The 12,799-nt window shown below is 72.8% G+C and carries 12 protein-coding genes and 1 riboswitch; of the genes, 7 read left to right on the top strand and 5 right to left on the bottom strand.

Annotated features, from left to right (window positions below):
- Positions 1–69: 69 nt before the first annotated feature.
- From AC3EN4_RS30240 to AC3EN4_RS30260, 5 genes are read left to right on the top strand one after another with little or no spacing between them, the layout of a single operon-like run.
- Complete coding sequence (locus AC3EN4_RS30240; protein ID WP_435209793.1) at positions 70–1,281, top strand: cytochrome P450; 1,212 nt, start codon at positions 70–72, stop codon at positions 1,279–1,281.
- Between the two features lie 9 nt (positions 1,282–1,290).
- Entirely contained in the window at positions 1,291–2,277 is a 987-nt protein-coding gene (locus AC3EN4_RS30245; protein WP_435209795.1) for an alpha/beta hydrolase, read from the top strand.
- Positions 2,270–3,370, top strand: a complete 1,101-nt coding sequence (locus AC3EN4_RS30250; RefSeq protein ID WP_435209797.1) for an alpha-hydroxy acid oxidase — start codon at positions 2,270–2,272, stop codon at positions 3,368–3,370. The genes AC3EN4_RS30245 and AC3EN4_RS30250 overlap by 8 nt, the downstream gene beginning before the upstream one ends.
- A gap of 3 nt (positions 3,371–3,373) precedes the next feature.
- Entirely contained in the window at positions 3,374–4,690 is a 1,317-nt protein-coding gene (locus AC3EN4_RS30255) for an aminotransferase-like domain-containing protein (protein ID WP_435209799.1), read from the top strand.
- Positions 4,690–4,950, top strand: a complete 261-nt coding sequence (locus tag AC3EN4_RS30260) for a hypothetical protein (RefSeq protein WP_007460594.1) — start codon at positions 4,690–4,692, stop codon at positions 4,948–4,950. The genes AC3EN4_RS30255 and AC3EN4_RS30260 overlap by 1 nt, the downstream gene beginning before the upstream one ends.
- A 159-nt stretch (positions 4,951–5,109) precedes the next feature.
- Here the strand turns inward: AC3EN4_RS30260 and AC3EN4_RS30265 are convergent, their stop codons facing one another.
- Entirely contained in the window at positions 5,110–6,546 is a 1,437-nt protein-coding gene (locus AC3EN4_RS30265; RefSeq protein WP_435209801.1) for a glycine hydroxymethyltransferase, read from the bottom strand.
- Positions 6,547–6,564: 18 nt separating this feature from the next.
- A riboswitch (ZMP/ZTP riboswitch) is annotated at positions 6,565–6,654 on the bottom strand.
- Between the two features lie 137 nt (positions 6,655–6,791).
- Between AC3EN4_RS30265 and AC3EN4_RS30270 the strand changes: the two genes are divergently transcribed.
- Positions 6,792–7,598 carry an SDR family NAD(P)-dependent oxidoreductase gene (locus AC3EN4_RS30270; RefSeq protein ID WP_435209803.1) on the top strand — a complete coding sequence of 269 codons (807 nt, stop codon included), beginning with the start codon at positions 6,792–6,794 and terminating at the stop codon, positions 7,596–7,598.
- A gap of 199 nt (positions 7,599–7,797) precedes the next feature.
- Here the strand turns inward: AC3EN4_RS30270 and AC3EN4_RS30275 are convergent, their stop codons facing one another.
- From AC3EN4_RS30275 to AC3EN4_RS30290, 4 genes are all read right to left on the bottom strand, one after another.
- Positions 7,798–8,298 (bottom strand): hemerythrin domain-containing protein, encoded by a 501-nt coding sequence (locus AC3EN4_RS30275; RefSeq protein WP_435209804.1) that lies wholly within the window; start codon positions 8,296–8,298, stop codon positions 7,798–7,800.
- Between the two features lie 94 nt (positions 8,299–8,392).
- Positions 8,393–9,262: an NAD(P)H-hydrate dehydratase gene (locus AC3EN4_RS30280; RefSeq protein WP_435209805.1), complete on the bottom strand. Its 870-nt coding sequence runs from the start codon at positions 9,260–9,262 to the stop codon at positions 8,393–8,395.
- Positions 9,246–9,977: a histidine phosphatase family protein gene (locus tag AC3EN4_RS30285; protein ID WP_435209806.1), complete on the bottom strand. Its 732-nt coding sequence runs from the start codon at positions 9,975–9,977 to the stop codon at positions 9,246–9,248. Before AC3EN4_RS30285 ends, AC3EN4_RS30280 begins: the two co-directional genes overlap by 17 nt.
- A gap of 91 nt (positions 9,978–10,068) precedes the next feature.
- Entirely contained in the window at positions 10,069–11,628 is a 1,560-nt protein-coding gene (locus AC3EN4_RS30290; protein WP_435209808.1) for a glycosyltransferase family 39 protein, read from the bottom strand.
- Between the two features lie 205 nt (positions 11,629–11,833).
- Here AC3EN4_RS30290 and AC3EN4_RS30295 point away from each other — a divergent pair, with 205 nt between their 5' ends.
- Entirely contained in the window at positions 11,834–12,724 is an 891-nt protein-coding gene (locus AC3EN4_RS30295) for a glycosyltransferase family 2 protein (protein ID WP_435209810.1), read from the top strand.
- Positions 12,725–12,799: the final 75 nt, after the last annotated feature.

A 12,799-nucleotide genomic window follows, 5' to 3' on the forward strand; every position in this document is an offset into this window, starting at 1 on the left:
AACACTGGGGGGGGCGGGGGGTTCCCCCCCCCCCCCCCCGGGCACCGACATCCTGGGGAGGAGTACGTCGTGACGGTGCAGGACCTGCTCACCGGCCTCTACAGCGAAGAGGGCCGCCAGAATCCGTACCCGTGGTACGCCCGCCTGCACCGGCTCGGGCCGGTCAGCGCGGTGCCGCCGCGCGCCGAGCACCGCACCGTGGCGGCGGTGGCGGTCGGCTACGACCTGATCGACGGCATGCTGCGCGATCCACGGTGGACCAAACAGCCGCCGCCCGGCTGGGAGGAACACGAGATCCTGCGCACCTTCCAGACGTCGATGATGTTCATCAACCCGCCCGACCACACCCGGATGCGGCACGTCTTCTCGCGTACCTTCACCCCGCGCCGGCTCGGCGCCCTGGAGCCGGTGATCCTGCGCGTCGTCGACGACCTGCTGGACAGGATGGCGGACGCCGGTGACAGCGTCGTCGACTTCGTGGCCGACTTCGCGTACCCCATCCCCGCGCTGGTGATGGCCGAGTTCATCGGCATCCCGGCGGGGGAGTTGCCCTGGTACCGGGAGCGGGTGGAGCGCATCGACGAGTTCCTGGACGTCGCCGGGAAGACCCCGCAGCGCCTCGCCGCCGCGAACACCGCCGCCGAGGAACTGCGGGCGTTCTACCGGGAGCTGCTGGCCCACCGCCGTCGGACGCCCGGCGAGGACCTGATCAGCGCCCTGGTCGAGGCGGTCGGCGCGGGCGAGGTGGAGCTGACCGAGGAGGAGCTGATCAGCAACCTGATCGTGCTCTTCAACGCCAGCTTCGTCACCACCGTCTACATGTTCAGCAACGGCCTGCCGCTGCTGCTGGCCCACCCGGGCGCGGTCGCGGCGCTGCCCACCGACGACGCCCTCGCCATCGGGTGCGTCGACGAGGTGCTGCGCCTGCAGAGCCCGGTGCACTTCCTCGCCCGGGCTGCGCCGAAGGACACCGTGCTGGCCGGGGTGCCGGTCGCCGAGGGCGACAACGTGCTCATCATCATCGGCGCGGCCAACCGGGACCCGGCGCGGTTCCCCGACCCGGACGTCTTCGACCCCACCCGTACCGGGCCGCCGTCGCTGGCCTTCGGGGTGGGCCTGCACTTCTGCCTCGGCGCGGCGGTGTCCCGGCTGGAGGGACGCCTCGCGCTGCCCCGCCTGTTCGCCCGGTTTCCCCGGATCGCGGTCACCGAGACCCCGACGTACAGCGGCAGCCTCTTCCTGCGCGGCATCGACAAGCTGCTGGTCAGCACCGGCGGATAGGAGATCAGCATGGCCCTGCACCCGGAGGTGGCGGCCTACCGCGCCGCCCGCGCCGCAGCGGGCACGCCGCCGCTGTACACGCAGACCCTCGCCGAGGCGCGCGCCGCGGACCTGGCCGCGATCCGCGCCGGCGGCGGCGCGGTCGAGCAGGTCGCCGAGGTACGCGACGAGCACGTCCCCGGCCCGGACGGTGACCTGCCCGTCCGGGTGTACCGGCCGGACGCGTCCGGGCCGCTGCCCACCCTGCTGTACTTCTTCGGCGGCGGCTGGACGCTCGGCAGCATCGACACCGCCGACGGGATCTGCCGGCGGCTGGCCAACGCGGTGCCCTGCCAGGTGGTGACCGTCGGCTACCGGCTCGCCCCGGAGCACCCCTTCCCGGCCGCGGTGCACGACTGCCACGCGGCGACCGTCTGGGTCGCCGAGAACGCCGACCGGCTCGGCGTGGACCCGTCGCGGCTGGCGGTGGGCGGCGACAGCGCGGGTGGGAACCTCGCCGCCGCGGTGAGCCTGCTCTGCCGGGCGGACGGGCCCCCGCTCGCCGGGCAACTGCTGGTGTACCCGAACACCGACATCGGCGGTGAACCAGCCGGTCCGGTCGGCGACGACCCGACGCTGTTCAACCGGCACTCGGTGGCCTGGTACCGGACGCACTACCTCACCGACGAGGCGCAGGCGCGGGACCCGCTGGCGTCCCCGCTGCGCGCCGACGACCTGTCCGGCCTGCCGCCGGCCCTGGTGATCACCGCCGAGCTGGATCCGCTCTGCGCCGAGGGGCAGCGCTACGCCGAGCGGTTGCGCGCGGCCGGCGTGTCCGCCCGCCTCGACCACTATCCGGGGATGATCCACGGGTTCTTCGCCATGCCCGGCGTGTTCACCGACGGCCGGCGCGCGCAGGACAGCGCTGCCGCGTTCCTGCGGGACCGGTTCGGGCTGCCGGCGGACCGGGAGGCGACGCCGGCCGAGCCGGAGGGCACGGCGGTGCGCGGTGCGTGAGCCGGCGCTGGCCGATCGGCCGGTGACGTTCGCCGACTACGCGGAGCGGGCGCGGGCGGTGCTGGCACCGGACGTGTGGGACTACGTCGCCGGTGGCGGCGCGGCCGAGGTGACCCTCGCCGCCAACCGGAGCGCGCTGGACCGGGTCGCCGTGCTGCCCCGGGTGCTGCGCGGCCGGGAGGCGGTGGACACCGGCGTACGGCTGCTCGGTGAGTCGTACGCACTGCCGGTCGGCGTGGCGCCGATGGCCTACCAGCGGCTCGTGCACCCGGACGGGGAGGTGGGTCTGGCGGCGGCGGCCGGCGCGGCCGGGGTGCCGTTCGTGGCGAGCACCCTGAGCAGCACGCCGATCGAACAGATCACCGCGATCGGCGCCCCGGTCTGGTTCCAGCTCTACTGGCTGCGTGAGCAGGCGCTGGTGCGCGACCTGCTGGACCGGGTCGTGGCGGCGGGCTGTCGTGCCCTGGTCGTCACCGTGGACGTCCCGGTGCTCGGTCGACGCCCCCGCGACCTGCGCAACGCGTTCCGGCTGCCGGCCGACGTGGTCGCCGCGAACCTGCCGTACGGCCGGGACACGCTCGCCCACACCGGCGTCCCCGGTGAATCGGCGATCGCCGCGCACACCGACGCCTCGTTCGAGTCGGCCCTGCGCTGGGCGGACCTGGCCTGGCTGCGCGAGCACGTCGACCTGCCGCTGGTCGTCAAGGGGGTGCTGGACCCCCGCGACGCGGTCGAGGCGGTGAAGATTGGGGCGGACGCCGTGGTGGTGTCGAACCACGGGGGCCGGCAGTTGGACGGCGCCCCGGCCAGCGTCACCATGCTGCCCGAGGTCGTCGACGCGGTCGGCGACGGGTGTCAGGTGCTGCTGGACAGCGGCGTCCGCGGCGGCACCGACGTGCTGCGGGCGCTGGCGCTGGGCGCGGCGGGTGTCCTGGTCGGCCGGCCGCTGCTCTGGGCGCTGGCCGTCGGCGGGCAGCGTAGCGCGCAGGACGCGTTGGCGCTGCTCGCCGCCGAGGTGCGGGATGCACTCACCCTCGCCGGCTGCGCCGACACGGCGGCGGCGGGCGGGCTGCGTACGCTGACGGTGGGTTGAGCGGTGGCCGCGACCGAGCCCGCCGACCTGAGCGTCGCCCACCTGCACCCCGCCCTGGGCGACCCGGCGCTGACCTCGATGAACTTCCTCAACGAGGTGTCCGAGCGGTATCCGGCGGCGGTCTCGCTGGCGGCCGGCCGCCCGTACGAGGAGTTCCTCGACGTCGCCGCCGTGCACCGGCACCTGGACACGTTCCACCGGCACCTCGTCGACGAGCGGGGGCACTCGCCCGAGCAGGCGCGCCGGCTGCTGTTGCAGTACGGCCGGACCAAGGGCATCGTGCACCACCTCGTCGCCCGGAACCTCGCCCTGGACGAGGGGATCACGGTCGACCCGGAGGCTGTGGTGGTGACCGTCGGCTGTCAGGAGGCCATGTTCCTGGTGCTGCGGGCGTTGCGGGCCGGGCCGGCGGACGTGCTGCTGGCGGTCGCGCCGACCTACGTCGGGCTGACCGGGGCGGCCCGGCTGGTGGACCTGCCGGTGTGGCCGGTCGCCGGCGGACCCTCCGGAGTGGACCTGGCCGACCTGCGGGCCCAGGTCCACCGGGCCCGGCAGGCGGGTCTGCGGCCGCGTGCCTGCTACCTGATGCCGGACTTCGCCAACCCGTCCGGGGTCAGCATCGACGTGGCCGACCGGCAGCGGCTGCTGGCCCTGGCCGTCGAGGAGGACCTGCTGCTGTTGGAGGACAACCCGTACGGGCTGTTCGCCGTCGCCGACGGGCCGCGTCCGCCCACCCTGAAGGCGCTGGACACCGACCGGCGGGTGGTCTACCTCGGTTCGTTCGCCAAGACGGTGCTGCCCGGGGCACGGGTCGGTTACGTGGTCGCCGACCAGCGGGTGGCCGGACCGGACGGCCGGGTCGGCCCGCTCGCCGACCAGCTCGCCATGATCAAGAGCATGGTCACCGTGAACACCTCACCGCTCGCGCAGGCGGTGATCGGTGGACGGCTCCTGGAACACGGATGCAGCCTGGTGCCCGCGAACACCCGGGAGCGGGCCGCGTACGCCCGCAACCTGCGCCACCTGGTCGCCGGCCTGGCCCGGCGTTTCGCGGACCGGCCGCAGGTGCGCTGGACGGTGCCGGCCGGCGGGTTCTTCGTGGTGGTGACCGTGCCGTTCGCCGTCGACGACGCGTTGCTGGACGTCTCGGGTCGGGACTACGGCGTGCTCTGGACGCCGATGGCGCACTTCTACGACGACACCGCGCCGGTGCGCGCGTTGCGGTTGTCGGTCAGCGCGGTGACGCCGGAGCAGATCGACGTGGGGTTGGACCGACTCGCCGCCCTCGTCGGCGACGAGCTCCTGGATGGACGGTCATAATGGGCCGCATGGTTGCCTGGGAGTACGCCCTGCTCGTTCGTCGCTATCAGGGACAGGGTCGCAATTTCACCGTCTCGTTCGTCTGGTACGGCCCGGACGGGTCCCGTAAGGACATCACCGCCTACGGCGACACGGCCATCGCGCACCTCAACCGGGCCGGCCGGGAGGGCTGGGAGCTGGTGTCGGCAGCCGAGGACGTCAACAACGTCCAGGGCAGCACGGAGGTCCACCGCTACCACCTCAAACGCCCCCTGAACTAACCCCCCCGGGGGCTCCGCCCCGGCCCGCCCCCGCCCCCGCCCGCGTCCGCGCCCGCCCGCGTCGATCATGAAGTTGTGGTGGTGGACAAGTGTCGCCATCCGCCCGGATTCGGGCACCACGACTCCATGATCGACGCGGACTTCCGCGTGCGGCGGCCGTCAGGTCAGGTCGACGGCGGGGTAGAGGGGGTGGGGGGCCAGCAGGTCGGCCGCCTGGCGGGAGACCTTGTCGGCCAGGTCGGCGTCGAGCGTGTACTTCGCCTTGGACGGGGTGCCGTCGGCGTTGGCGCCGGCCGTGGTCTGGGTCAGCACGGTGTGGATCAGCTCCGCCGTCTGGTCCATCTCGGCGGTGCCCAGCCCGCGGGTGGTCAGCGCCGGGGTGCCGATCCGGATGCCGGAGGTGTACCAGGCGCCGTTCGGGTCCTGCGGCACCGAGTTGCGGTTGGTGACGATGCCCGAGTCCAGCAGCGCCTGCTCGGCCTGCCGGCCGGTCAGCCCGTACCCGGAGACGTCGATCAGCACCAGGTGGTTGTCGGTGCCGCCGGTGACCAGCGTCGCGCCCCGGCGCAGCAGCCCGTCGGCAAGGGCCTGCGCGTTGTCCACGATCCGCTGCGCGTAGTCGGCGAAGTCGGGGCGGCGGGCCTCGGCCAGGGCGACGGCCTTCGCGGCCATCACGTGCGGCAGCGGACCGCCGAGCACCATCGGGCAGCCCCGGTCCACCTGGTCGGCCAGTTCCGGCTGGCAGAGCACCATGCCGCCGCGCGGGCCGCGCAGCGACTTGTGGGTGGTGGTGGTGACGATGTGCGCGTGCGGCACCGGGTCGAAGTCGCCGGTGAAGACCTTGCCGGCCACCAGGCCGGCGAAGTGCGCCATGTCGACCATGAAGGTGGCGCCGACCGAGTCGGCGATCTCCCGCAGGATCCGGAAGTTCACCTTCCGGGGGTACGCCGAGTAGCCGCCCACCAGGATCAGCGGCTCGAACTCGCGGGCCGCCTCGGCCACCCGGTCGTAGTCGATCAGCCCGGTCGCCGGGTCGGTGCCGTAGCTGCGCTGGTCGAACATCTTGCCGGAGATGTTCGGCCGGAAACCGTGGGTGAGGTGACCGCCGGCGTCCAGCGACATGCCGAGCATCCGCTGGTTGCCCAGCTCGCGGCGCAGCGCGAACCAGTCCGCCTCGGTGAGGTCGTTGACCTGGCGTACCTGGGCCTTCTTCAGAGCGGGGGACTCCACCCGGTCGGCGAGCACCGCCCAGAAGGCCACCAGGTTGGCGTCGATGCCCGAGTGCGGCTGCACGTACGCGTGCGCGGCCCCGAACAGCTCGCGGGCGTGCTCGGCGGCGAGCGCCTCGACGGTGTCGACGTTCTGGCAGCCGGCGTAGAAGCGACGGCCGACGGTGCCCTCGGCGTACTTGTCGCTGAACCAGTTGCCCATGGCCAGCAGCGTCGCCGGGGAGGCGTAGTTCTCGCTGGCGATGAGCTTGAGCGACTCCCGCTGGTCGGTCAGCTCGGCGCCGATGGCGTCGGCCACCCGCGGCTCGACAGCCCGGATCACCTCGAGGGCGCTCCGGAATGCGGTGGACTCGGCGTTGCGCGACATGCGACCTCCTACGAACGTGCGGAAGGCCCAGGCGCTCGGCAAACGTCCTCGTGACGGGGCCGCTCCCCGATGGTTGTCCATCCCAACGCGCCAGTAACGGCCCGCGCCGATCCTACCGGGCCGACCCCGGCCGGCCCGGCCGACCTCCCGACGGGTGGTTGAACCGACCCCACCCGGGCATGGGATCAGGGGGCGTCGCGCCGGCACGGGCGCGATGGTCCCGTCCACGAGAGGAGTCGACTCCCATGACCACACCGACCACCGGCCGGCCGTTCGCACTGGTGACCGGGGCGTCCAGCGGAATCGGGTACGAGCTGGCCGGGCAGTTCGCCGAGCACGGCTTCGACCTGGTTGTCGCCGCCGAGGACGACGGCATCACCGCGGCCGCCGACAAGCTGCGCCGCGACGGCGGCGCCCAGATCCATCCGGTACGCGTCGACCTCTCCACCGAGCAGGGCGTCGAGGAACTGGTGAGCGCGGTCGCCGCGACCGGACGCCCGTTGGACGCGCTGGCGCTCAACGCCGGCCGGGGCGCCGGCGGCGCGTTCGTCGGCGGCACCGACCTGCGCGACGAGCTGGAGATCGTCGACCTCAACGTACGTTCGACGGTGCACCTGGCCAAGCGACTGCTGCCCGGCATGGTCGAGCGGGGCGCGGGCCGGGTCCTGTTCACCTCCTCGATCGCCTCGACGATGCCGGGCCCCTTCCAGGCGGTCTACAACGCCTCGAAGTCGTTCGTGCAGTCCTTCGCCGAGGCGCTGCGCAACGAGCTGAAGGACACCGGCGTCACGGTGACCGCGCTCATGCCCGGGCCGACCGACACCGCCTTCTTCGACCGGGCCGAGATGCAGGACACCCGGGTGGGGTCCGGCAAGAAGGACGACCCGGCCGAGGTCGCCGCGCAGGGCTACGCGGCGATGATGAAGGGTGACCAGACCGTCACGGCCGGTTCGCTGATCAACAAGGTGCAGACCGCCGCCGGCAAGATCATCCCGGACAAGCTCAAGTCCGAGCAGCACCGCCGGATGGCCGAGCCAGGCTCGGCCGACTGACCCCCCGCCCCCGCCCCGCCCCCGCCCCCGCCCTCCGCGATCTTGCACTTTCTGTGGCGACAAAACGACACGAAAATTCACCAATCGGCAACAGAAAGTGCAAGATCGCGGGCCGGGGCCGCGGGCCGCGGGGCGGGGCGGGGCGGCACGACGAAGGGCCCGGCACGCGTGCCGGGCCCTTCGGTACGAACGCCTCGCCTCAGGCGGTCACCGCGTCGAGCGCCTTCTTGATGGCCTTCGGCTGGGTGGGGGTACGCGGCGCGTCCGCGCGCAACGCGATCATCTTCTCGCCGATCTCCTGGAGCTGCTTACGACCCAACGCCTCGCGGACCTTGGGGAACCACTCCTGCTCCTCCTCCTCGACGTGGTGCGTGACGTTCTCGATCAGCACCGTCGTCTTGGCGACGAAGCGCTCGTCGTCGGCGTCCATGCTGGCCAGTTCGGCGCAGAGCACGTCGGCCACGTGGTGCTCCTCGTACGACTCGAGGATGTCGTCCTCCAGGTCGGGCAGGAGCCGGCGGACCTCCGGGTACATCACCTCGTTCTCCAGGTAGGTGTGCACCGTCAGCGCCTCCAGGATCTGGCCGACCAGCTTCTGTCGCCGGCTCGCCGGCCCCTCCTCGGCATCCTGGAAGGCCTTGAACAGACGGCGCATCTCCTTGTGGTCCTCTTTGAGCAGGACGATGGCATCGGTCGACACCGGTGTGCCCCCCTTGTTCGGTAGCTCGGCTGGTGTCGATCCGGTACCCCGAGCCCGGGTGGCGAAACAGCCGAACTCCGTTCACATCGCCTGGTCAGACCGTGGCGAGGGTACGCGGGATCTCGTCGAGCAGTTCCCGGGCCAGGAAACCGATCCGGCCGTACCGGGGGATCAGTCGTTGGCCGCTCACGGCGTGCGCGAAGGCCCCCCAGCAGGCGGCCTGCGCCGGGTCGGCGCCCCGGGACAACAGCCCGGCCAGCAGGCCCGCGAGCACGTCGCCGCTGCCGGACGTGCCGAGGCCGGCGTCGCCGCTCTCCTCCCGCCACCCGCGCCCGTCCGGGGCGGCCACGTGCCCGTAGAGCGAGACCACCGCGCCGTACCGGTGCGCCAGCTCGGCGGCCTCGGCGCTCAGGTCGTCACCGGGGTCGCGGCCGAGCAGGTGGCCGGCCTCGGTGACGTTGGGGGTGAGCACCACCGGGCGACCGGAGCCGACCAGCAGCTTCGGGTCGTGGCTGAGCGCGCCCAGCGCGTACGCGTCCAGGACCAGCGGGGTGCGCGGCCCGGCCGCCGCCAGGACGAGGTCGAGCAGCCGGCCCGTCTCCTCGATGCCGGTCAACCCCGGGCCCAGGGCCACCACGTCGGCCGCCGCGACCAACTCGCCGAGCTGGCCGGCCCGGTCGGCGGCGACCGCGCCGTCGGACGTCTCCGGCAGCCCCACCACCAGCGCCTCCGGCACCTGGATGCTTAGCGTGGCGGCGGTCGACTCGGCGAGGGCGAGTTGGAGCACCCCGGCGCCGGCGCGCAGCGCGGCCACCCCGGCGAGCAGGACCGCCCCGGGGGTGAAGCGGGAGCCGCCGACCACCAGGACGGTGCCGCGGCTCTCCTTGCCGCCGGCCGGCACCGGCAGCGCCCAGTCCCGCAGCAGCGCCGGCGTGATCACCTGCACCTCAGACCGGTTCGGCATGGATCTCGTCCTCCCTGGTCGCCTCGGTGCCCTGCCGGTGCAGGTGGCCGACCTCGTTGAAACCGCCCAGCCGCAGGCTGCCCCGCTCGTCGGCGGACCAGTCGGTGATCGAGCAGTTGGCGATCACGTGTTCGCGGGTCAACGCCATCAGCTCCGGCTCGGTCAACCCCTCGATGAGGTAACGCAGCAGGAAGACCAGCGCGTCGTGGCCGAACAGCAGGACCCGCTGGCCCTCGTGGTCGCGGCGCAGGTCACCGAGGAGCGTCCGCAGGCGCAGCGCCACGTCGGTCCAGGACTCGCCGCCGGGCGGTCGGTAGTAGAACTTGCCCAGCCGGTCACGGCGCTCCGCCTCGTCGGGAAACCGCCGGCGCACCCCGTGCCCGGTCAGGCCGTCCAGGATGCCCAGCTCCCGGTCCCGCAGCCGCTCGTCCCGGCTCACCGGCACCCCGGTGCCGTGCAGCGCCAGTTCGGCCGTGGACACCGCCCGCAGGTACGGCGACACCACCGCGACGTCGGGCCGTCGGTCCTCGGGCAGCGCCGCGAGCCAGCGGCCAGTCGCCCGCGCCTGCTCCTCGCCGGTGTCGGAGAGCGGGACGTCGGCGTCGCGGTGGCTCAGGGCGATCAGGTCCGCGCCGGTCTGCTCGGCCCGGGTGGCCGCCACGTTCGCGGTGCTCTCCCCGTGCCGGATGATCCAGAGCGTCGACAGTTCCGCCATGCCGACCCCCTACCCGGGCGCGCCACGGGGTAACCGTGCCGCGCCCGCGCCGGGCGTCGAGTCAGCCGGCCCGCGCCGGGCCCGGCTCGACTCAGCCGCGCCGTTGCAGCAGGGCCACGGTCATCCCGGTCACGTGGTCGACGCGGACCACCTCGTAGCGCTCGGTGAGCACGGCGGACTGCTTCTTCGGCAGGCTGGCCAGCGGCGTGTCGGTGACGGCCGGCAGCAGCACCCACAGTCGCGGCTCGTCGTGCAGACAACGGGCGGGGTTGGTGCAGGCCGAGTTGAAGAGTTCATTGCGTTGGACCGCGGAGCGCTGCTCGAAGACGTTGCGCAGCTTCACGTCCTCGGGAAGGTAGTACCGGACCCCGCCCTCGGCCGCCCACCACCAGGCGCCACCGACCACCAGCCCGTCGCCGGGTTGGTAACCGGCCTCGACCACCCGCGCCGCCTCGGAATACCCGAACGGCGCGAACGCCCGCTTCTGCGGATAGGTGTACCAGCTGTGCGAGTATTCGGCGCGCAGTGCGAGCTGGCCGGGCACGCTCAGGGCGGCGAGCACCACCAGACCCACCACGACCAGCGGGACGCGGCGCAACGCGGCGAGGCCCGCGCCGGCGAGCACCGCCCAGGCCGGCAGGACGAAGAGCAGGTACTTCGAGAAGAAGTAGTTGATGTCGCCGGTGGAGGCCAGCAGGACCACCGGCAACGGCACGGCGGCGATGAGCGCGAACATGACGGTCCGAGCGGCGTTGTCGCGGCGCAGGTGGGTCAGCACACCGATCACCGCCAGCGCGGTGACGGCGAAGGCCAGCAGCACGGAGCCGAGGACCTGTTCCCAGACCGTCCAGGGCGCGCTGTCCGGGATCCAGCTGATCTGCCGGCCCGCCTGCTTCATGCCGCGCAGGATCACCGGGGCGGCGATGCCCACGCCGGCCAACGCGGCGAGCCCGAACCAGACCACCGACCACCATCGACGCTCCCGCCAGCAGTGGATCAGCACGGCCAGGCCGTGCCCGATCAGCAGGGTGAGCCCCACCACATTCGCCAGGCCGATACCGGCCACGGCGAGCGTGTACGGTGCCCAGCGCAACCACCCCGGCCGTTCCAACGCCCGGAGCAGGAACAGCGTGGCCGCGGCGGCGGCGAGGACGACGAAGGCGTACGACCGGGTCTCCTGCCCGAAACGGGTCACCGTGGGCACGAGGGCGAAGGTGAACCCGCCGGCGATCCCGGCGGTCTGGCCGAAGATCCGTCGCCCGGCCAGCGCCACGCACGCGGTGGCCAGGATCATGGCCAGCGCCGACGGCACCCGCAGGCTGGTCGGTCCGCTGCCGAAGACGGTTGCCCAGGCGTGCATGAACAGGTAGTACGCGCCGTGCACGGCGTCGACGTTCTTCAGCATGCCCAGGATCTGGCTGGTGGAGCGGTTCGCCAGGTCGGCGGTGACCAACTCGTCCTGCCACATCTCCGGGCTGCCGAGTCGCCAGCCGACCGCGAGGGCCGCGAACGCCGTCGGCCAGAACCAGACACTGAGCGCCAGCCGGCGGGCGAACGAAAGTCGTCGGCGGGCCGGCTCGGTGGTCGGCGGGGGCGAGCCCACGTCGGTCTGCGCGGGGGGCGCGTCCGTGATGGCGGCACGGTCTGGCATCGGCGTCCAATCCGGGGGCGTGCGGTGGGCGCGACGATGATAGCCCCGGCAAAGGCGTCAGCGGAGCCGTCGTCCCGGTGCGCGAAGGCGGTGTCGCGACGGCCGGCGGGCCGGTTCGCCGGTGCTGGATCCGGACGCCGTGCCTGATAATGTGGCCCGCGCCCGTCGCGCACGTCCACCACGCACAGTAAGGCCCGGGGAACCGATGATTGTCGACATCATGTTGCCGTACTACGGGAGCGTGCCCCTCATGCAGGCGGCGGTGCGCAGCGTGCTGGCACAGACCGACCCGGGCTGGCGGCTGACTGTGGTCGACGACGGCACCGAGCCGGGCGTGCCGGAGTGGTTCGCGCAGATCACCGACGAGCGGGTGCGCTACCAGCGCAACGAGCGCAACCTCGGCATCACCGGCAACTTCCGCAAGTGCGTCGGCCTCGCCGAACACGAGTACCTGGTGATGATGGGCACGGACGACATCATGCACCCCAACTACGTGGCGACGGTGCGGTCGGTGATCGAGCAGTACCCGGGCGTCGGCATGGTGCAGCCGGGAGTCGAGATCATCGACGCCGACGGCACGGTGGTCAACACCATCGTCGACGAGGCCAAGCGGCGGCTCTACGCACCGCGCGTCGAGTCCCGGGCGCTGATGGGTGGCGAGGATCTGGCGGCCAGCCTGCTGCGCGGTTGCTGGTTCTACTTCCCGTCGATCTGCTGGCGGACGGACGCGCTCAAGGCCGTCAACTTCCGCGAGGAGCTCCAGGTCATCCAGGACCTCGCGCTGGTGATCGATCTGATCCAGCGGGGCGAGCAGATGGCGGTCGACACCACCCTGTGCTTCCAGTACCGGCGGCACGCGGTCAGCAAGTCTTCCGCCGACGCGATCACCGGCTCCCGGTTCGACGAGGCGCGGGCGTTCTTCGTCGACGTCGCCAGGCGGATGGACGAGCAGGGCTGGCCCCGGGCGGCGCGGGCGGCCCGCCGCTACATGTCGTCCCGGCTGCACGCCATCACGCTGCTGCCGACGGCGATCCTCGCCGGCCGGATGACCGGTGTGAAGAGCCTGTCGCGGCACGCGTTCGGGCCGGGCCGGTAAGCGACCACGACCAGGGGGCGGCCACGACCGTCGAACGGCGGCAGCGCCCGTGACATGGCCCACCTCCTCGTCGAC

The sequence above is a fragment of the Micromonospora sp. bgisy143 genome (genome assembly GCF_057708145.1).

Excerpts from the sequence above, each read along its gene's own strand:
- AC3EN4_RS30245 (WP_435209795.1), top strand. The coding sequence starts at position 1,291 with ATGGCCCTGCACCCGGAGGTGGCGGCCTACCGCGCCGCCCGCGCCGCA.
- AC3EN4_RS30260 (WP_007460594.1), top strand. The coding sequence starts at position 4,690 with ATGGGCCGCATGGTTGCCTGGGAGTACGCCCTGCTCGTTCGTCGCTAT.
- AC3EN4_RS30265 (WP_435209801.1), bottom strand. The coding sequence starts at position 6,546 with ATGTCGCGCAACGCCGAGTCCACCGCATTCCGGAGCGCCCTCGAGGTG.
- AC3EN4_RS30270 (WP_435209803.1), top strand. The coding sequence starts at position 6,792 with ATGACCACACCGACCACCGGCCGGCCGTTCGCACTGGTGACCGGGGCG.
- AC3EN4_RS30280 (WP_435209805.1), bottom strand. The coding sequence starts at position 9,262 with ATGCCGAACCGGTCTGAGGTGCAGGTGATCACGCCGGCGCTGCTGCGG.
- AC3EN4_RS30285 (WP_435209806.1), bottom strand. The coding sequence starts at position 9,977 with ATGGCGGAACTGTCGACGCTCTGGATCATCCGGCACGGGGAGAGCACC.
- AC3EN4_RS30290 (WP_435209808.1), bottom strand. The coding sequence starts at position 11,628 with ATGCCAGACCGTGCCGCCATCACGGACGCGCCCCCCGCGCAGACCGAC.
- AC3EN4_RS30295 (WP_435209810.1), top strand. The coding sequence starts at position 11,834 with ATGATTGTCGACATCATGTTGCCGTACTACGGGAGCGTGCCCCTCATG.